This window comes from Escherichia sp. KTE114, from assembly GCF_000407765.1.
Taxonomy (GTDB): domain Bacteria; phylum Pseudomonadota; class Gammaproteobacteria; order Enterobacterales; family Enterobacteriaceae; genus Escherichia; species Escherichia ruysiae.
The window spans coordinates 1,213,497-1,233,826 of the sequence record NZ_KE136626.1 but is presented as its reverse complement, the minus strand read 5'-3'; the positions used below and the strand labels follow the sequence as shown (position 1 = coordinate 1,233,826).

Genomic DNA, 20,330 nt, shown 5'->3' with positions numbered 1-20,330 from the left:
GCAAAATCGTACTCCTAAATGCGGCCACATTAACCTGGCTCAAAGAAAAATAGCCCTCCTTTGAGACTATTTTTGCCACCAGCAAGAAACGTCTATACTCGCAGTTTACGCAGAACTTTTGACGAAAGGACGCCACTTCATTATGGCTCACCCTCATTTATTAGCGGAAAGAATTTCCCGTCTGAGCAGTTCGCTGGAAAAAGGGCTTTATGAACGTAGCCACGCCATCCGCCAGTGTTTGTTAGCGGCATTAAGTGGTGAAAGCGTATTCCTGCTTGGCCCGCCAGGTATTGCTAAAAGTTTAATCGCCCGGCGCTTAAAATTCGCTTTCCAGAATGCGCGCGCGTTTGAATATCTGATGACCCGCTTCTCCACACCGGAAGAAGTTTTTGGCCCCCTTTCTATTCAGGCGTTAAAAGATGAAGGCCGTTATGAGCGTTTAACCAGCGGCTACCTGCCGGAAGCGGAAATCGTCTTTCTTGATGAGATCTGGAAAGCCGGGCCAGCGATTCTTAATACCCTACTAACCGCTATTAATGAACGCCACTTCCGCAACGGCGCACATGTTGAAAAAATCCCTATGCGTCTGCTGGTGGCAGCATCCAACGAACTGCCAGAAGCAGACAGCAGCCTGGAAGCGTTATATGACCGTATGCTGATTCGTCTGTGGTTAGATAAAGTGCAGGATAAAACGAATTTTCGCTCCATGCTGACCAGCCAACAGGATGAAAACGACAATCCCGTTCCGCCATCCTTGCAGGTCACGGATGAAGAATACGAACGCTGGCAGAAAGAGATTGGTGAAATTACGCTGCCCGATCATGTATTTGAGCTGATTTTTATGCTGCGTCAGCAACTGGATAAATTACCGGATGCGCCTTATGTCTCCGACCGTCGCTGGAAAAAAGCGATCCGCTTATTGCAGGCCAGCGCCTTTTTTAGCGGTCGCAGCGCGGTTGCCCCGATTGATCTCATCTTGCTGAAAGATTGCCTGTGGTATGACGCCCAAAGTCTGAATTTAATTCAACAACAAATTGACGTATTGATGACCAGTCATGCGTGGCAGCAACAGGAAATGCTGACGCGACTGAGTGCAATTGTGCAGCGTCGCCTGCAACTTCAGCAACAACAAAGCGATAAAACAGCCTTTACGGTGATTCGTCAGGGTGGCATGTTCAGCCGTCGCCCGCAGTATCAACTTCCAGCCAACATAACCGCCTCCACACTGACCCTGTTGCTGCAAAAACCATTAAAATTGCATGATATGGAAGTTGTTCATATCGCTTTTGAGCGTAGCGCGCTGGAACTGTGGCTGAACAAAGGCGGCGAGATTCGCGGCAAATTAAATGGTATCGGTTTTGCCCAGAAGCTAAATATGGAAGTTGATAGCGCCCAACATCTGGTGGTACGCGATGTGAGTTTGCAGGAGGCGACTCTGGCGCTGCCCGGCGCATCGGCAGAGGGGCTACCCAGCGAAATAAAACAACAACTAGAAGATCTTGAAAGCGACTGGCGCAAGCAACACGCCTTATTCAGCGAACAGCAAAAATGTCTGTTTATCCATAGCGACTGGTTAGGTCGCATTGAAGCCAGCCTACAGGATGTCGGCACCCAGATTCGCCAGGCGCAACAATGCTAACACTGGATACGCTCAATGTGATGCTGGCCGTCAGCGAAGAGGGATTGATCGAAGAGATGATCATCGCTCTGTTGGCCTCGCCGCAGTTGGCGGTCTTCTTTGAAAAATTCCCACGACTGAAGGCGGCAATCACTGATGATATTCCCCGCTGGCGTGAGGCGCTGCGCAGTCGGCTGAAAGATGCCAGAGTTCCGCAGGAGCTCACGGAAGAGGTCATGTGCTATCAGCAAAGCCAGCTTCTTTCCACGCCGCAATTTATTGTGCAACTACCGCAGATACTGGATTTACTGCATCGACTGAATTCCCCGTGGGCCGAACAAGCCCAGCAGTTGGTTGATGCCAACGGCACGATCACTCCGGCATTACACACGCTTTTTCTCCAGCGTTGGCGCTTAAGTCTGATCGTGCAAGCGACGACGTTAAATCAACAGTTATTAGAAGAAGAACGCGAACAACTGTTGAGTGAAGTTCAGGAACGCATGACGCTAAGTGGGCAGCTTGAACCGATTCTGGCAGAAAACAACACCGCAGCCGGTCGTCTGTGGGATATGAGCGCCGGTCAGCTTAAGCGCGGCGACTATCAGTTGATTGTAAAATATGGTGAATTTCTTAACGAACAGCCGGAACTGAAGCGCCTGGCGGAACAGCTGGGGCGTTCGCGGGAAGCCAAATCAATACCCCGCAACGATGCGCAGATGGAAACCTTCCGCACCATGGTGCGCGAACCGGCGACCGTTCCTGAGCAGGTTGATGGTCTGCAACAAAGCGATGATATTTTACGCCTTCTACCGCCAGAACTGGCGACGCTTGGGATAACTGAACTGGAGTATGAATTTTACCGTCGGCTGGTGGAAAAGCAGTTACTCACCTATCGCCTGCACGGTGAGTCGTGGCGTGAAAAAGTTATCGAACGCCCGGTGGTACATAAAGATTACGACGAACAGCCGCGCGGACCGTTTATTGTCTGCGTGGATACTTCTGGCTCAATGGGCGGCTTTAATGAACAGTGTGCGAAAGCGTTCTGCCTGGCATTAATGCGCATTGCCCTCGCTGAAAACCGGCGCTGCTTTATTATGTTATTTTCCACCGAGATTGTCCGTTATGAGCTTTCAGGCTCACAAGGCATCGAACAAGCGATTCGCTTTTTAAGCCAGCAGTTTCGTGGCGGCACCGATCTTGCCAGTTGTTTTCGCGCCATTATGGAACGCTTGCAAAGCCGGGAATGGTTTGACGCCGATGCGGTGGTGATTTCTGATTTTATCGCCCAGCGGTTGCCTGACGACGTGACGAGTAAAGTGAAAGAGTTGCAGCGGGTACATCAGCATCGCTTTCATGCCGTGGCGATGTCGGCACACGGCAAACCCGGTATCATGCGCATTTTCGATCATATCTGGCGCTTTGATACCGGGATGCGTAGCCGCCTGCTCAGACGCTGGCGGCGATAAATTATTACAGCAGAGAAGGGACGCTCTCACGAACTGCCGCAGGCCAAACGCCACACTGAACCTGGCCGATATGCGGCAGTTGCAGCAGTAGCATGGTCAAACGAGACTGACCGATACCGCCGCCGATGGTCTGCGGCATTTCACCGCGCAGCAGCGCCTGATGCCACTCCAGTTGCAGGCGATCTTCGTCACCGGTTAGCGCCAGTTGGTGCTTCAGCGTATCGGCATCCACGCGGATCCCCATAGAAGAAAGTTCAAACGCATCTTCCAGCACCGGGTTCCACACCAGAATATCGCCGTTCAGACCTGCATGGCCCAGTTCTGACGGAGTGCTCCAGTCATCATAATCCGGTGCACGCACGTCGTGGCGATGACCATCACTCAGCTTGCCGCCAATCCCGACGAGGAATACCGCGCCAAGATCTTTCGCAATCGCCCGCTCACGCCCTTTGGCATCAAGATCCGGATAACGAGACAGTAATTCCTGGCTGTGTACGAAGTGGATCTGATCCGGCAGGAACGGTGCCAGGCCAAACTCCTCGCTAACAGCAGCTTCGGTTGCTTTAATTCCCGCCCAGATCGCCTCTACGGTACTTTTCAGAGTCGAGAATTGACGCTCGCCGTCGCCCATTACGCGTTCCCAGTCCCACTGGTCAACATAAACCGAGTGCAGCGGGGAAAGACGGTCTTCATCGGGGCGAAGGGCTTTCATGTGCGTGTACAGCCCTTCGCCCACGCTGAAGTCGTGTTGCCCTAACGTCTGACGTTTCCACTTCGCCAGTGAATGAACCACTTCGAACTGGGCATCAGGCAGAGCTTTCACTTTTACCTGCACCGCTTTTTCACAGCCCGACAAGTTATCCTGCGTGCCATCCCCCACACGACTAAGGATTGGCGCCTGGACTTCAATCAGTCCTAAGCGTTCTTCCAGTTGACGAGAAAAGTGAGATTTCACGAAGCTAATTTGACGTTGTTTGGCAATGTAAGCGGTTTTCATTTTTTATACTCCTGCGTCCTGTTGCTTATGATTAAGCAACAAAAACCAGCACACATGCAATAATCATTCAATAAAAAGCCTTACTCACTTTTGATTCATTAAAAAATAAGGCTAAAATAGAATGAATCATCAATATGAATAAGAAAATCCTATGGAAAATTATCTAATCGACAATCTGGACCGTGGCATCCTGGAAGCATTAATGGGCAATGCGCGCACCGCTTACGCTGAACTGGCGAAACAATTTGGCGTCAGCCCGGGGACGATTCACGTTCGTGTAGAGAAAATGAAGCAGGCGGGGATCATTACCGGTGCGCGTATCGACGTTAGCCCGAAACAGCTCGGTTATGATGTAGGTTGCTTTATCGGCATTATATTGAAGAGTGCCAAAGACTATCCTTCCGCTCTGGCAAAACTGGAAAGCCTCGACGAAGTCACCGAAGCCTACTACACCACCGGGCACTACAGCATCTTTATCAAAGTGATGTGCCGTTCGATCGATGCCCTCCAGCATGTACTTATCAACAAGATCCAAACAATTGATGAAATTCAGTCCACTGAAACACTGATCGTCCTGCAGAACCCGATCATGCGTACTATCAAGCCATGATCGGCTTTTTTAATCCCATACTTTTCCACAGGTAGATCCCAGCGCGTTCACAGCGTACAATACGCCACTCTTAATAAAGGTGGCGGTTTATGGCAGATATCACTCTTATCAGCGGCAGCACCCTCGGCGGTGCCGAATATGTAGCAGAACACCTGGCTGAAAAGCTGGAAGAGGCGGGTTTTACCACCGAAACGCTGCACGGTCCGTTGTTAGAAGATTTATCTGCCTCTGGGATCTGGCTGGTTATCAGTTCTACCCACGGCGCCGGAGACATTCCGGACAACCTTTCTCCTTTCTATGAAGCATTGCAGGAACAAAAACCCGATCTTTCTGCGGTACGCTTTGGCGCAATCGGTATTGGTAGTCGTGAATACGACACTTTTTGTGGTGCGATCGATAAACTCGAGGCAGAACTCAAAAATTCCGGTGCGAAACAGATGGGCGAAACACTGAAGATCAACATCCTTGATCACGACATTCCTGAAGATCCGGCAGAAGAATGGCTGGGATCCTGGATTAATTTACTCAAATAAGTATACAGATCGTGCGATCTACTGTGGATAACTCTGTCAGGAAGCTTGGATCAACCGGTAGTTATCCAAAGAACAACTGTTGTTCAGTTTTTGAGTTGTGTATAACCCCTCATTCTGATCCCAGCTTATACGGAGCAGGATCACCGATCATTCACAGCTAATGATCCTCAGCAGGTTGTTGATCCTAAAAGATAGATCTGCGTTATCCACAGACAAGGTCGATCCTAATAAGAGATCACAATAGAACAGATCTCTAAATAAAAAGATCTTCTTTTTAATACCCAGGATCCCAGGTCTTTCTCAAGCCGTCAAAGTTGAGTAGAATCCACGGCCCGGGCTTCAATCCATTTTCATACCGCGTTATGCGAGGCAATCACCATGTTTTATCCGGATCCTTTTGACGTCATCATCATTGGCGGGGGTCATGCAGGCACCGAGGCCGCGATGGCTGCGGCGCGTATGGGTCAACAGACTCTGCTTTTGACACACAATATCGACACCCTGGGGCAGATGAGCTGCAACCCGGCAATCGGCGGTATTGGGAAGGGACATCTGGTAAAAGAAGTGGATGCACTCGGCGGTCTGATGGCAAAAGCGATCGACCAGGCAGGTATTCAGTTTAGGATACTAAACGCCAGCAAAGGGCCGGCGGTTCGAGCAACCCGAGCACAGGCGGATCGTGTGCTCTACCGTCAGGCGGTACGCACTGCTCTTGAGAATCAACCGAACCTGATGATCTTCCAGCAGGCGGTTGAGGATCTTATTGTCGAAAACGATCGTGTGGTCGGTGCTGTCACCCAAATGGGGCTGAAATTCCGTGCTAAAGCAGTCGTGCTTACTGTCGGCACTTTTCTTGACGGTAAGATTCATATCGGCCTGGATAATTACAGTGGTGGTCGTGCTGGAGATCCGCCTTCCATTCCGCTCTCACGCCGTTTGCGTGAACTTCCACTGCGCGTTGGTCGTCTGAAAACCGGTACGCCGCCGCGTATTGACGCGCGCACCATCGATTTCAGTGTGCTGGCGCAACAGCATGGCGATAACCCAATGCCGGTGTTCTCGTTTATGGGCAATGCGTCCCAGCATCCCCAGCAGGTGCCGTGCTATATCACCCATACCAACGAGAAAACGCATGACGTGATCCGCAGTAACCTCGATCGTAGTCCGATGTATGCCGGAGTGATCGAAGGTGTCGGCCCACGCTACTGTCCGTCGATCGAAGACAAGGTCATGCGCTTCGCTGACAGAAATCAGCATCAGATCTTCCTTGAGCCGGAAGGGCTAACCTCGAACGAAATTTATCCGAACGGCATATCCACCAGCCTGCCGTTCGATGTGCAGATGCAAATCGTCCGCTCCATGCAGGGGATGGAAAACGCGAAAATCGTGCGTCCGGGTTATGCCATTGAGTATGACTTCTTCGATCCGCGCGACCTGAAACCGACGCTGGAAAGCAAGTTTATTCAGGGGCTGTTCTTTGCTGGTCAGATTAACGGCACTACCGGTTACGAAGAAGCTGCAGCGCAAGGTTTGCTGGCCGGTCTTAACGCCGCTCGCCTGTCTGCTGACAAAGAAGGCTGGGCGCCTGCGCGATCCCAGGCTTACCTTGGTGTACTGGTCGATGACCTGTGCACTTTAGGAACCAAAGAACCGTACCGTATGTTTACCTCGCGCGCAGAATATCGACTGATGCTGCGTGAAGATAACGCAGACCTGCGTCTGACTGAAATTGGTCGTGAGCTGGGGCTGGTTGATGATGAACGTTGGGCGCGCTTTAACGAAAAGCTTGAGAACATCGAGCGTGAGCGTCAGCGTCTGAAATCGACCTGGGTAACGCCGTCTGCGGAAGCTGCAGCCGAAGTGAATGCTCACCTGACTGCACCGCTTTCCCGTGAAGCCAGTGGTGAAGATCTGCTGCGTCGTCCGGAAATGACCTATGACAAATTAACTACACTGACGCCGTTTGCTCCTGCGTTGACAGACGAACAGGCGGCGGAACAGGTTGAGATTCAGGTTAAATACGAAGGTTATATTGCGCGTCAGCAGGATGAGATCGAAAAGCAGCTGCGTAACGAGAATACCTTGCTGCCTGCGACGCTGGATTACCGCCAGGTATCCGGTCTTTCTAACGAAGTGATCGCCAAACTCAACGATCACAAACCGGCCTCTATCGGTCAGGCTTCGCGTATTTCTGGCGTCACGCCTGCGGCTATCTCCATTCTGCTGGTATGGCTGAAAAAACAGGGTATGCTGCGTCGTAGCGCATAACGCATTAAAAATGCCAGGTAAGCACCCGCTTACCTGGCAACGCATCAAGAACAGGTAATCACCGTGCTCAATAAACTCTCTTCACTGCTGAAAGACGCAGGAATTTCGCTTACCGATCACCAGAAAAATCAGCTTATTGCCTACGTAAATATGCTGCACAAATGGAACAAAGCGTACAACCTGACTTCGGTACGCGATCCTAATGAGATGCTGGTACGCCATATTCTCGACAGCATTGTCGTTGCACCTTATCTGCAAGGTGAACGTTTTATTGATGTCGGCACCGGCCCGGGTCTGCCCGGCATTCCTCTCTCTATCGTACGCCCTGACGCTCACTTCACACTACTGGATAGCCTCGGTAAACGCGTGCGTTTCCTGCGTCAGGTTCAACATGAATTGAAACTTGAGAACATTGAGCCGGTACAGAGTAGGGTAGAAGAGTTTCCGTCAGAGCCACCGTTTGATGGTGTAATTAGCCGTGCTTTTGCCTCTCTGAACGATATGGTGAGCTGGTGCCACCATCTTCCAGGTGAGCAAGGCCGCTTCTATGCGCTGAAAGGACAAATGCCGGAAGATGAAATAGCCCTATTGCCTGCAGAATATCAGGTTGAATCAGTGGTTAAACTTCAGGTTCCGGCTCTGGATGGCGAACGCCATTTGGTTGTGATTAAAGCAAATAAAATTTAATTTTTATCAAAAAAATCATAAAAAATTTATCGGTTTGACTGTTAACAACAACCAGGTTTTCTACTGATATAACTGGTTACATTTAACGCCATGTTTACCATTTTGCATCAATGAACTAACGTGGCTTTTTTGGGTAAGCAGGAAATAGGTCATCGGTGAAAATATCAGTCTGCTAAAAATCGGCGCTAAGAACCATAATTCGCTGTTAAAATATTATTAAGAATGTCAATGTCTGGTTTTTGTTATGTAAATGCCATTTATGAAAACAGTATCTGTTTTTAGACTGAAATATCAGAAACTTGCAATGGCATCATTTGCCAAGTAAATAAATATGCTGTGCGCGAACATGCTCAATCTGTGATCTGAAGCACTCTTTACCACCAGTGTTTACGCGTTATTTACAGTTTTTCATGATCTGGCATGGTTAGCAGAAAAGTCGCAATTGTATGCACTGGAAAAATATTTAAACATTTATTCACCTTTTGGCTACTTATTGTTTGAAATCACGGGGGCGCACCGTATAATTTGACCGCTTTTTGATGCTTGACTCTAAGCCTTAAAGAAAGTTTTATACGACACGCGGCATACCTCGAAGGGAGCAGGAGTGAAAAACGTGATGTCTGTGTCGCTCTTGAGTCGAAACGTTGCTCGGAAGCTTCTGCTCGTTCAGTTACTGGCGGTGATAGCAAGTGGATTGCTGTTCAGCCTCAAAGACCCCTTCTGGGGCGTCTCTGCATTAAGCGGGGGCCTGGCAGTCTTTCTGCCTAACGTTTTGTTTATGATATTTGCCTGGCGTCACCAGGCGCATACACCAGCGAAAGGCCGGGTGGCCTGGACATTCGCATTTGGCGAAGCTTTCAAAGTTCTGGCGATGTTGGTGTTACTGGTGGTGGCGTTGGCGGTTTTAAAGGCGGTATTCTTGCCGCTGATCGTTACGTGGGTTTTGGTGCTGGTGGTTCAGATACTGGCACCGGCTGTAATTAACAACAAAGGGTAAAAGGCATCATGGCTTCAGAAAATATGACGCCGCAGGATTACATAGGACACCACCTGAATAACCTTCAGCTGGACCTGCGTACATTCTCGCTGGTGGATCCACAAAACCCCCCAGCCACCTTCTGGACAATCAATATTGACTCCATGTTCTTCTCGGTGGTGCTGGGTCTGTTGTTCCTGCTTATGTTCCGTAGCGTAGCCAAAAAGGCGACCAGCGGCGTACCAGGTAAGTTTCAGACCGCGATTGAGCTGGTAATCGGCTTTGTTAATGGTAGCGTGAAAGACATGTACCATGGCAAAAGCAAGCTGATTGCACCGCTGGCCCTGACGATCTTCGTTTGGGTATTCCTGATGAACCTGATGGACTTACTGCCTATCGATCTGCTGCCGTATATCGCAGAACACTGGATCGGTTTGCCGGCACTGCGTGTGGTTCCGTCTGCTGACGTGAACGTGACGCTGTCGATGGCACTGGGCGTATTTATCCTGATTCTGTTCTACAGCATCAAAATGAAAGGCATCGGCGGCTTCACGAAAGAGTTGACGCTGCAGCCGTTCAATCACTGGGCGTTCATCCCTGTCAACTTAATCCTTGAAGGGGTAAGCCTGCTGTCCAAACCAGTTTCACTCGGTTTGCGACTGTTCGGTAACATGTACGCAGGTGAGCTGATTTTCATTCTGATTGCTGGTCTGTTGCCGTGGTGGTCACAGTGGATCCTGAATGTGCCGTGGGCCATTTTCCACATCCTGATCATTACGCTGCAAGCCTTCATCTTCATGGTTCTGACGATCGTCTATCTGTCGATGGCGTCTGAAGAACATTAATTTACCAACACTACTACGTTTTAACTGAAACAAACTGGAGACTGTCATGGAAAACCTGAATATGGATCTGCTGTACATGGCTGCCGCTGTGATGATGGGTCTGGCGGCAATCGGTGCTGCGATCGGTATCGGCATCCTCGGGGGTAAATTCCTGGAAGGCGCAGCGCGTCAACCTGATCTGATTCCTCTGCTGCGTACTCAGTTCTTTATCGTTATGGGTCTGGTGGATGCTATCCCGATGATCGCTGTAGGTCTGGGTCTGTACGTGATGTTCGCTGTCGCGTAGTAAGCGTTGCTTTTATTTAAAGAGCAATATCAGAACGTTAACTAAATAGAGGCATTGTGCTGTGAATCTTAACGCAACAATCCTCGGCCAGGCCATCGCGTTTGTCCTGTTCGTTCTGTTCTGCATGAAGTACGTATGGCCGCCATTAATGGCAGCCATCGAAAAACGTCAAAAAGAAATTGCTGACGGCCTTGCTTCCGCAGAACGAGCACATAAGGACCTTGACCTTGCAAAGGCCAGCGCGACCGACCAGCTGAAAAAAGCGAAAGCGGAAGCCCAGGTAATCATCGAGCAGGCGAACAAACGCCGCTCGCAGATTCTGGACGAAGCGAAAGCTGAGGCAGAACAGGAACGTACTAAAATCGTGGCTCAGGCGCAGGCGGAAATTGAAGCCGAGCGTAAACGTGCCCGTGAAGAGCTGCGTAAGCAAGTTGCTATCCTGGCTGTTGCTGGCGCCGAGAAGATCATCGAACGTTCCGTGGATGAAGCTGCTAACAGCGACATCGTGGATAAACTTGTCGCTGAACTGTAAGGAGGGAGGGGCTGATGTCTGAATTTATTACGGTAGCTCGCCCCTACGCCAAAGCAGCTTTTGACTTTGCCGTCGAACACCAAAGTGTAGAACGCTGGCAGGACATGCTGGCGTTTGCCGCCGAGGTAACCAAAAACGAACAGATGGCAGAGCTTCTCTCTGGCGCGCTAGCGCCAGAAACGCTCGCCGAGTCGTTTATCGCAGTTTGTGGTGAGCAACTGGACGAAAATGGTCAGAACCTGATTCGGGTAATGGCTGAAAATGGTCGTCTTAACGCGCTCCCGGATGTTCTGGAGCAGTTTATTCACCTGCGTGCCGTGAGTGAGGCTACCGCTGAGGTAGACGTCATTTCCGCTGCTGCATTGAGTGAACAACAGCTCGCGAAAATTTCTGCTGCGATGGAAAAACGTCTGTCACGCAAAGTTAAGCTGAATTGCAAAATCGATAAGTCTGTAATGGCAGGCGTTATCATCCGAGCGGGTGATATGGTCATTGATGGCAGCGTACGCGGTCGTCTTGAGCGCCTTGCAGACGTCTTGCAGTCTTAAGGGGACTGGAGCATGCAACTGAATTCCACCGAAATCAGCGAACTGATCAAGCAGCGCATTGCTCAGTTCAATGTTGTGAGTGAAGCTCACAACGAAGGTACTATTGTTTCTGTAAGTGACGGTGTTATCCGCATCCACGGCCTGGCCGATTGTATGCAGGGTGAAATGATCTCCCTGCCGGGTAACCGTTACGCTATCGCACTGAACCTCGAGCGCGACTCTGTAGGTGCGGTAGTTATGGGTCCGTACGCTGACCTTGCCGAAGGCATGAAAGTTAAGTGTACTGGTCGTATCCTGGAAGTTCCGGTTGGCCGTGGCCTGCTGGGGCGTGTGGTTAACACTCTGGGTGCGCCAATCGACGGTAAAGGTCCGCTGGATCACGACGGCTTCTCTGCTGTAGAAGCAATCGCTCCGGGCGTTATCGAACGTCAGTCCGTAGATCAGCCGGTACAGACCGGTTATAAAGCCGTTGACTCCATGATCCCAATCGGTCGTGGTCAGCGTGAATTGATCATCGGTGACCGTCAGACCGGTAAAACCGCACTGGCTATCGATGCCATCATCAACCAGCGCGATTCCGGTATCAAATGTATCTATGTCGCTATCGGTCAGAAAGCGTCCACCATTTCTAACGTGGTACGTAAACTGGAAGAGCACGGCGCACTGGCTAACACCATCGTTGTGGTAGCAACCGCGTCTGAATCCGCAGCACTGCAATACCTGGCACCGTATGCCGGTTGCGCAATGGGCGAATACTTCCGTGACCGTGGCGAAGATGCGCTGATCATTTACGATGACCTGTCTAAACAGGCTGTTGCTTACCGTCAGATCTCCCTGCTGCTCCGTCGTCCGCCAGGACGTGAAGCATTCCCGGGCGACGTATTCTACCTCCACTCTCGTCTGCTGGAGCGTGCTGCGCGTGTTAACGCCGAATACGTTGAAGCCTTCACCAAAGGTGAAGTGAAAGGGAAAACCGGTTCTCTGACCGCACTGCCGATTATCGAAACTCAGGCAGGTGACGTTTCTGCGTTCGTTCCGACCAACGTAATCTCCATTACCGATGGTCAGATCTTCCTGGAAACCAACCTGTTCAACGCCGGTATTCGTCCTGCGGTTAACCCGGGTATTTCCGTATCCCGTGTTGGTGGTGCAGCACAGACCAAGATCATGAAAAAACTGTCCGGTGGTATCCGTACCGCTCTGGCACAGTATCGTGAACTGGCAGCGTTCTCTCAGTTTGCATCCGACCTTGACGATGCAACCCGTAAGCAGCTTGACCACGGTCAGAAAGTGACCGAACTGCTGAAACAGAAACAGTATGCGCCGATGTCTGTTGCGCAGCAGTCTCTGGTTCTGTTTGCAGCAGAACGTGGTTACCTGGCGGATGTTGAACTGTCGAAAATCGGCAGCTTCGAAGCCGCGCTGCTGGCTTACGTCGACCGTGATCACGCTCCGTTGATGCAAGAGATCAACCAGACCGGTGGCTACAACGACGAAATCGAAGGCAAGCTGAAAGGCATCCTCGATTCCTTCAAAGCAACCCAATCCTGGTAACGTCTGGCGGCTTGCCTTAGGGCAGGCCGCAAGGCATTGAGGAGAAGCTCATGGCCGGCGCAAAAGAGATACGTAGTAAGATCGCAAGCGTCCAGAACACGCAAAAGATCACTAAAGCGATGGAGATGGTCGCCGCTTCCAAAATGCGTAAATCGCAGGATCGCATGGCGGCCAGCCGTCCTTATGCAGAAACCATGCGCAAAGTGATTGGTCACCTTGCACACGGTAATCTGGAATATAAGCACCCATACCTGGAAGACCGCGACGTTAAACGCGTGGGCTACCTGGTGGTGTCGACCGACCGTGGTTTGTGCGGTGGTTTGAACATTAACCTGTTCAAAAAACTGCTGGCGGAAATGAAGACCTGGACCGACAAAGGCGTTCAATGCGACCTCGCAATGATCGGCTCGAAAGGTGTTTCGTTCTTCAACTCCGTGGGCGGCAATGTTGTTGCCCAGGTCACCGGCATGGGGGATAACCCTTCCCTGTCCGAACTGATCGGTCCGGTAAAAGTGATGTTGCAGGCCTACGACGAAGGCCGTCTGGACAAGCTTTACATTGTCAGCAACAAATTTATTAACACCATGTCTCAGGTTCCGACCATCAGCCAGCTGCTGCCGTTACCGGCATCAGATGATGATGATCTGAAACATAAATCCTGGGATTACCTGTACGAACCCGATCCGAAGGCGTTGCTGGATACCCTGCTGCGTCGTTATGTCGAATCTCAGGTTTATCAGGGCGTGGTTGAAAACCTGGCCAGCGAGCAGGCCGCCCGTATGGTGGCGATGAAAGCCGCGACCGACAATGGCGGCAGCCTGATTAAAGAGCTGCAGTTGGTATACAACAAAGCTCGTCAGGCCAGCATTACTCAGGAACTCACCGAGATCGTCTCGGGGGCCGCCGCGGTTTAAACAGGTTATTTCGTAGAGGATTTAAGATGGCTACTGGAAAGATTGTCCAGGTAATCGGCGCCGTAGTTGACGTCGAATTCCCTCAGGATGCCGTACCGCGCGTGTACGATGCTCTTGAGGTGCAAAATGGTAATGAGCGTCTGGTGCTGGAAGTTCAGCAGCAGCTCGGCGGCGGTATCGTGCGTACCATCGCAATGGGTTCTTCCGACGGTCTGCGTCGCGGTCTGGATGTAAAAGACCTCGAACACCCGATCGAAGTCCCGGTAGGTAAAGCGACTCTGGGCCGTATCATGAACGTACTGGGCGAACCGGTCGACATGAAAGGCGAGATCGGTGAAGAAGAGCGTTGGGCGATTCACCGTGCAGCACCTTCCTACGAAGAGCTGTCAAACTCTCAGGAACTGCTGGAAACCGGTATCAAAGTTATCGACCTGATGTGTCCGTTCGCTAAGGGCGGTAAAGTTGGTCTGTTCGGTGGTGCGGGTGTAGGTAAAACCGTAAACATGATGGAGCTGATTCGTAACATCGCGATCGAGCACTCCGGTTACTCTGTGTTTGCGGGCGTAGGTGAACGTACTCGTGAGGGTAACGACTTCTACCACGAAATGACCGACTCCAACGTTATCGACAAAGTATCCCTGGTGTATGGCCAGATGAACGAGCCGCCGGGAAACCGTCTGCGCGTTGCTCTGACCGGTCTGACCATGGCTGAGAAATTCCGTGACGAAGGTCGTGACGTACTGCTGTTCGTTGACAACATCTATCGTTACACCCTGGCCGGTACGGAAGTATCCGCACTGCTGGGTCGTATGCCTTCAGCGGTAGGTTATCAGCCAACTCTGGCGGAAGAGATGGGCGTTCTGCAGGAACGTATCACCTCCACCAAAACCGGTTCTATCACCTCTGTACAGGCGGTATACGTACCTGCGGATGACTTGACTGACCCTTCTCCGGCAACCACCTTTGCGCACCTTGACGCAACCGTGGTACTGAGCCGTCAGATCGCGTCTCTGGGTATCTACCCGGCAGTTGACCCGCTGGACTCCACCAGCCGTCAGCTGGACCCGCTGGTGGTTGGTCAGGAACACTACGACACCGCTCGTGGCGTTCAGTCCATCCTGCAACGTTATCAGGAACTGAAAGACATCATCGCCATCCTGGGTATGGATGAACTGTCTGAAGAAGACAAACTGGTGGTAGCGCGCGCTCGTAAGATCCAGCGTTTCCTGTCCCAGCCGTTCTTCGTGGCAGAAGTATTCACCGGTTCTCCGGGTAAATACGTCTCCCTGAAAGACACCATCCGTGGCTTTAAAGGCATCATGGAAGGCGAATACGATCACCTGCCGGAGCAGGCGTTCTACATGGTCGGTTCCATCGAAGAAGCAGTGGAAAAAGCCAAAAAACTTTAACGCCTTAATCGGAGGGTGATATGGCAATGACTTACCACCTGGATGTCGTCAGCGCAGAGCAACAAATGTTCTCTGGTCTGGTCGAGAAAATCCAGGTAACGGGTAGCGAAGGTGAACTGGGGATCTACCCAGGGCACGCACCGCTGCTCACCGCCATTAAGCCTGGTATGATTCGCATCGTGAAACAGCACGGTCACGAAGAGTTTATCTATCTGTCTGGCGGCATTCTTGAAGTGCAGCCTGGCAACGTGACCGTTCTGGCCGACACCGCAATTCGCGGCCAGGATCTCGACGAAGCGCGAGCCATGGAAGCGAAACGTAAGGCTGAAGAGCACATTAGCAGCTCTCACGGCGACGTAGATTACGCTCAGGCGTCTGCGGAACTGGCCAAAGCGATCGCGCAGCTGCGCGTTATCGAGTTGACCAAAAAAGCGATGTAACACCGGCTTGAAAAGCACGAAAGCCAGTCTGGAAACAGGCTGGCTTTTTTATTGCGTGCGCCGCGCATATTTTCATCTGGATAGTAGTACAGCAGGATTTGTGCTGTGATCATTCATGTTCCGCGATTAACACTTTTTATATAAACCAGCGAAATTCTTTGCTGGTTTTCTCGTTTATTCATTGATCGAAATAAGAGCAAAAACATCATGTAGACACTTAAATGAAGGTGCTACCTTACTTTTATGCAGACAAAAGGCGCGCCAATGGTCGAAAATGGTGTTTTCGTCAGTAGGGATAATCCTTTATTGCACAATTTATCCTCTGTCCATTTCACGATGAAAAAAATGTAGTTTTTTCAAGGTGAAGCGGTTTAAATTCGTTCTCAAATCACAGTCAGGACGCGTATGTTGAATAATGCTATGAGCGTAGTGATCCTTGCAGCAGGCAAAGGCACTCGCATGTATTCCGATATTCCAAAAGTGCTGCATACCCTTGCCGGGAAAGCGATGGTTCAGCATGTCATTGATGCTGCGAATGAATTAGGCGCAGCGCACGTTCACCTGGTTTACGGTCACGGCGGCGATCTGCTTAAACAGTCGTTGAAAGATGACAATCTGAACTGGGTGCTTCAGGCTGAGCAGTTGGGTACTGGTCATGCAATGCAGCAGGCCGCACCTTTCTTTGCCGATGATGAAGACATTTTAATGCTCTACGGCGATGTACCGCTGATCTCGGTCGAAACACTCCAGCGCCTGCGTGATGCAAAACCGCAGGGTGGCATTGGTCTGCTGACAGTGAAACTGGATGACCCGACCGGTTATGGCCGCATTACCCGTGAGAATGGCAAAGTTACCGGCATTGTTGAGCATAAAGATGCTACCGACGAGCAGCGTCAAATCCAGGAGATCAACACCGGTATTCTGATCGCCAACGGTGCAGATATGAAACGCTGGCTGGCGAAGCTGACCAATAATAATGCACAGGGCGAGTACTACATTACCGATATTATTGCGCTGGCGTATCAGGAAGGGCGTGAAATTGTCGCTGTACATCCGCAGCGTTTAAGCGAAGTTGAAGGTGTAAATAACCGTCTGCAACTCTCCCGTCTGGAGCGCGTTTATCAGTCCGAACAGGCAGAAAAACTGCTGCTGGCGGGAGTTATGCTGCGCGATCCGGCGCGTTTTGATCTGCGCGGTACGCTTACTCACGGGCGCGATGTTGAAATTGATACTAACGTTATCATCGAGGGTAATGTTACTCTCGGCAATCGCGTGAAAATTGGCACTGGTTGCGTGATTAAAAACAGCGTGATTGGTGATGATTGCGAAATCAGCCCATATACCGTGGTGGAAGACGCGAATCTGGCTGCGGCCTGTACCATTGGCCCGTTTGCCCGTCTGCGCCCCGGTGCAGAGCTGCTGGAAGGCGCACACGTCGGTAACTTCGTTGAGATGAAAAAAGCGCGTTTGGGTAAAGGCTCGAAAGCCGGTCATCTGACTTACCTGGGCGATGCGGAAATCGGCGATAACGTTAACATCGGCGCGGGAACCATTACCTGCAACTACGACGGTGCGAATAAATTTAAAACCATTATTGGCGACGATGTATTTGTCGGTTCTGACACCCAACTTGTTGCACCGGTAACGGTTGGTAAAGGCGCGACCATTGCTGCGGGTACTACCGTAACGCGCAATGTTGGTGAAAATGCTCTGGCAATCAGCCGTGTGCCGCAGGCACAAAAAGAAGGCTGGCGTCGTCCGGTTAAGAAAAAGTAATTCTGGCTGGGTAATCCGGCCATCGGGGATGAGGAGATAACATAATCTCCCGCCCACAAGCAGTAACTATAAAAATAACCCCACTCTCTACAAGGCTCGGGGCGCCCGAAAAATCGGGCATACAGGTTGACCGACAACGATATCAATCGGAATTAAAAACTATGTGTGGAATTGTTGGCGCGATCGCGCAACGTGATGTAGCTGAAATCCTTCTCGAAGGTTTACGTCGTCTGGAATACCGTGGTTATGACTCTGCCGGTCTGGCTGTTGTCGACGCAAACGGAAATATGACCCGCTTACGTCGTCTCGGTAAAGTCCAGATGCTGGCTCAGGCAGCGGAAGAACATCCTCTGCATGGCGGCACCGGTATTGCTCACACTCGCTGGGCAACCCACGGCGAACCTTCTGAAGCGAATGCGCATCCGCATGTTTCTGAACACATTGTGGTGGTGCATAACGGCATCATCGAAAACCATGAGCCGCTGCGCGAAGCGTTAAAAGCGCGTGGCTATACCTTTGTTTCTGAAACTGACACCGAAGTTATTGCTCACCTGGTGAACTGGGAACTGAAACAGGGCGGCACTCTGCGTGAGGCCGTTCTGCGTGCTATCCCGCAACTGCGTGGCGCATACGGTACGGTGATCATGGACACCCGTAACCCGGATACCCTGCTGGCGGCACGTTCTGGTAGCCCGCTGGTGATTGGCCTCGGTATGGGCGAAAACTTTATCGCTTCTGACCAGCTGGCGCTGTTGCCGGTGACCCGCCGTTTTATCTTCCTTGAAGAGGGCGATATTGCGGAAATCACTCGCCGTTCGGTAAACATCTTCGATAAATCTGGCGCGGAAGTAAAACGTCAGGATATCGAATCCAATCTGCAATATGACGCAGGCGATAAAGGTATTTACCGCCACTACATGCAGAAAGAGATCTACGAACAGCCAAACGCCATCAAAAACACTCTCGCCGGACGTATCAGCCACGGTCAGGTTGATCTAAGCGAGCTGGGCCCGAATGCCGATGAACTGCTGTCGAAGGTTGAGCATATTCAGATCCTCGCCTGTGGCACTTCTTACAACTCTGGTATGGTTTCCCGCTACTGGTTTGAATCGTTGGCAGGCATTCCGTGCGACGTCGAAATCGCCTCTGAATTCCGCTATCGCAAATCAGCCGTGCGTCGTAACAGTCTGATGATCACTCTGTCGCAGTCTGGTGAAACGGCAGATACTCTGGCTGGCCTGCGTCTGTCAAAAGAGCTGGGTTACCTTGGTTCGCTGGCGATCTGTAACGTTCCTGGCTCTTCTCTGGTGCGTGAATCCGATCTGGCGCTGATGACCAATGCCGGTACTGAAATTGGCGTGGCATCTACCAAAGCATTTACCACTCAGTTAACTGTGCTGTTGATGCTGGTGGCCAAACTGTCTCGCCTGAAAGGTCTGGATGCTTCCATTGAACATGACATCGTGCATGGTCTGCAGGCGCTGCCGAGCCGTATTGAGCAGATGCTGTCTCAGGACAAACGCATTGAAGCCCTGGCAGAAGATTTCTCTGACAAACATCACGCGCTGTTCCTGGGCCGTGGCGATCAGTACCCCATCGCGCTGGAAGGCGCATTGAAGCTGAAAGAGATCTCCTATATTCATGCTGAAGCCTACGCTGCGGGTGAACTGAAACACGGTCCGCTGGCGCTGATTGATGCAGATATGCCGGTTATCGTCGTTGCGCCGAACAACGAACTGTTGGAAAAACTGAAATCCAACATTGAAGAAGTTCGCGCGCGTGGCGGTCAGTTGTACGTCTTTGCCGATCAGGACGCTGGTTTTGTGAGCAGCGACAACATGCACATCATCGAGATGCCGCATGTGGAAGAGGTGATTGCACCAATCTTCTACACCGTTCCGCTGCAACTGCTGGCGTACCATGTCGCACTGATCAAAGGCACTGATGTTGACCAGCCGCGTAACCTGGCGAAATCGGTTACGGTTGAGTAATACTAACTGTTAAGTAAGCAAGGGCTGCCAGTGGGTGGCCCTTTTTCATATTTATTTTCAATAAACTTTCCATTTAGATAACTAAATAAATATATTCCGAATTTTTACCAATGTCCGCTTACGAACTTGATTTACTATTATTTTAATAATATTTATATAATAAATTTATATTCTCAGATTGATTTATAAATATTAATTTAGCTAAACCTGTGTCATTGATGTAATATGTGTGCGAATCATAAATACACTTATTAATATAAGTGTATGGTTCGGGTTGAAGGATATATTATATCAATGGAGTTTTTATGAAACGTAATATTATTGGTGGTGCATTCACGCTGGCATCTTTAATGCTGGCCGGACATGCGCTCGCAGAGGATGGTGTTGTTCACTTTGTTGGTGAAATTGTTGACAGTAGTTGTGAAGTTACCTCCGATACAGCGGATCAAACCGTTCCTCTTGGAAAAGTCAGTAAAAATGCATTTTCGGGTGTAGGCAGCATGGCATCGCCACAGCAGTTTAGTATTAAACTGGAGAAATGTCCGGCAACGTACACGCAGGCTGCGGTTCGTTTTGATGGTACAGAAGCACCTGGCGGCGATGGCGATCTGAAAGTGGGTACTCCGACTACAGCTGCCGATCCGGGTGATTATACCGGCACCGGGGCAGCGATTGTGGCCACTGGTGTTGGTATCCGTATCTTTAACCAGGCTGACAACTCTCAGGTCAAACTTTATAACGACTCAGCTTATACCACAATCGATGGTAACGGCGCTGCGGAAATGAAATTTATTGCACGCTATGTTGCAACAAATGCAGTCGTAACGGCGGGTACAGCGAACGCCGATTCACAATTTACTATCGAATATAAGAAATAATT

Annotated in this window: 19 protein-coding genes; 18 read left to right on the top strand and 1 reads right to left on the bottom strand. The window is 50.7% G+C overall.

Annotated elements, in window-relative coordinates; all coding sequences use genetic code 11:
* The first annotated feature begins 142 nt into the window (after positions 1-142).
* Positions 143-1,639 carry an ATPase RavA gene (ravA, locus tag WC5_RS14850; RefSeq protein ID WP_016231526.1) on the top strand — a complete coding sequence of 499 codons (1,497 nt, stop codon included), beginning with the start codon at positions 143-145 and terminating at the stop codon, positions 1,637-1,639.
* Positions 1,633-3,084, top strand: a complete 1,452-nt coding sequence (gene viaA, locus WC5_RS14855; RefSeq protein WP_000956601.1) for an ATPase RavA stimulator ViaA — start codon at positions 1,633-1,635, stop codon at positions 3,082-3,084. The genes ravA and viaA overlap by 7 nt, the downstream gene beginning before the upstream one ends.
* A 4-nt stretch (positions 3,085-3,088) precedes the next feature.
* Here the strand turns inward: viaA and asnA are convergent, their stop codons facing one another.
* Positions 3,089-4,081, bottom strand: coding sequence for an aspartate--ammonia ligase (gene asnA, locus WC5_RS14860; RefSeq protein WP_000845136.1), 993 nt, complete (start codon positions 4,079-4,081; stop codon positions 3,089-3,091).
* 151 nt (positions 4,082-4,232) lie between these two features.
* On the opposite strand from asnA, the gene asnC reads away from it, so the two are divergent.
* The 16 genes from asnC (at position 4,233) to lpfA-O113 (ending at position 20,328) form a co-directional block, all read left to right on the top strand.
* A complete protein-coding gene (asnC, locus tag WC5_RS14865) occupies positions 4,233-4,691 on the top strand; it encodes a transcriptional regulator AsnC (RefSeq protein ID WP_000432970.1) in 459 nt (152 codons plus the stop codon).
* An 89-nt stretch (positions 4,692-4,780) separates the two neighbouring features.
* Positions 4,781-5,224: an FMN-binding protein MioC gene (gene mioC / locus WC5_RS14870; protein ID WP_000763740.1), complete on the top strand. Its 444-nt coding sequence runs from the start codon at positions 4,781-4,783 to the stop codon at positions 5,222-5,224.
* Between the two features lie 378 nt (positions 5,225-5,602).
* Positions 5,603-7,492, top strand: coding sequence for a tRNA uridine-5-carboxymethylaminomethyl(34) synthesis enzyme MnmG (gene mnmG / locus WC5_RS14875; protein ID WP_000499782.1), 1,890 nt, complete (start codon positions 5,603-5,605; stop codon positions 7,490-7,492).
* A gap of 63 nt (positions 7,493-7,555) precedes the next feature.
* Positions 7,556-8,179 carry a 16S rRNA (guanine(527)-N(7))-methyltransferase RsmG gene (rsmG, locus tag WC5_RS14880; protein WP_000932852.1) on the top strand — a complete coding sequence of 208 codons (624 nt, stop codon included), beginning with the start codon at positions 7,556-7,558 and terminating at the stop codon, positions 8,177-8,179.
* A gap of 616 nt (positions 8,180-8,795) precedes the next feature.
* Positions 8,796-9,176: a F0F1 ATP synthase subunit I gene (atpI, locus tag WC5_RS14885; RefSeq protein ID WP_000116663.1), complete on the top strand. Its 381-nt coding sequence runs from the start codon at positions 8,796-8,798 to the stop codon at positions 9,174-9,176.
* Positions 9,177-9,184: 8 nt separating this feature from the next.
* Positions 9,185-10,000 carry a F0F1 ATP synthase subunit A gene (atpB, locus tag WC5_RS14890; RefSeq protein WP_000135622.1) on the top strand — a complete coding sequence of 272 codons (816 nt, stop codon included), beginning with the start codon at positions 9,185-9,187 and terminating at the stop codon, positions 9,998-10,000.
* Between the two features lie 46 nt (positions 10,001-10,046).
* Positions 10,047-10,286 carry a F0F1 ATP synthase subunit C gene (atpE, locus tag WC5_RS14895; RefSeq protein WP_000429386.1) on the top strand — a complete coding sequence of 80 codons (240 nt, stop codon included), beginning with the start codon at positions 10,047-10,049 and terminating at the stop codon, positions 10,284-10,286.
* A 61-nt stretch (positions 10,287-10,347) separates the two neighbouring features.
* Positions 10,348-10,818: a F0F1 ATP synthase subunit B gene (gene atpF / locus WC5_RS14900; protein ID WP_001052219.1), complete on the top strand. Its 471-nt coding sequence runs from the start codon at positions 10,348-10,350 to the stop codon at positions 10,816-10,818.
* A 14-nt stretch (positions 10,819-10,832) separates the two neighbouring features.
* Positions 10,833-11,366, top strand: coding sequence for a F0F1 ATP synthase subunit delta (gene atpH, locus WC5_RS14905; protein ID WP_001288587.1), 534 nt, complete (start codon positions 10,833-10,835; stop codon positions 11,364-11,366).
* Between the two features lie 12 nt (positions 11,367-11,378).
* The gene (gene atpA / locus WC5_RS14910) at positions 11,379-12,920 is read left to right on the top strand and encodes a F0F1 ATP synthase subunit alpha (protein WP_001176745.1); all 1,542 of its coding nucleotides are present in this window, start codon (positions 11,379-11,381) and stop codon (positions 12,918-12,920) included.
* Positions 12,921-12,970: 50 nt separating this feature from the next.
* The gene (gene atpG / locus WC5_RS14915; RefSeq protein ID WP_000896498.1) at positions 12,971-13,834 is read left to right on the top strand and encodes a F0F1 ATP synthase subunit gamma; all 864 of its coding nucleotides are present in this window, start codon (positions 12,971-12,973) and stop codon (positions 13,832-13,834) included.
* 26 nt (positions 13,835-13,860) lie between these two features.
* A complete protein-coding gene (gene atpD / locus WC5_RS14920; RefSeq protein WP_000190506.1) occupies positions 13,861-15,243 on the top strand; it encodes a F0F1 ATP synthase subunit beta in 1,383 nt (460 codons plus the stop codon).
* Between the two features lie 20 nt (positions 15,244-15,263).
* A complete protein-coding gene (locus tag WC5_RS14925) occupies positions 15,264-15,683 on the top strand; it encodes a F0F1 ATP synthase subunit epsilon (RefSeq protein ID WP_001251965.1) in 420 nt (139 codons plus the stop codon).
* Between the two features lie 405 nt (positions 15,684-16,088).
* The gene (gene glmU, locus WC5_RS14930; RefSeq protein ID WP_000933710.1) at positions 16,089-17,459 is read left to right on the top strand and encodes a bifunctional UDP-N-acetylglucosamine diphosphorylase/glucosamine-1-phosphate N-acetyltransferase GlmU; all 1,371 of its coding nucleotides are present in this window, start codon (positions 16,089-16,091) and stop codon (positions 17,457-17,459) included.
* 161 nt (positions 17,460-17,620) lie between these two features.
* Complete coding sequence (glmS, locus tag WC5_RS14935) at positions 17,621-19,450, top strand: glutamine--fructose-6-phosphate transaminase (isomerizing) (protein WP_000334113.1); 1,830 nt, start codon at positions 17,621-17,623, stop codon at positions 19,448-19,450.
* A gap of 305 nt (positions 19,451-19,755) precedes the next feature.
* Entirely contained in the window at positions 19,756-20,328 is a 573-nt protein-coding gene (gene lpfA-O113 / locus WC5_RS14940; RefSeq protein ID WP_000827799.1) for a long polar fimbria major subunit LpfA-O113, read from the top strand.
* Positions 20,329-20,330 lie beyond the last annotated feature (2 nt).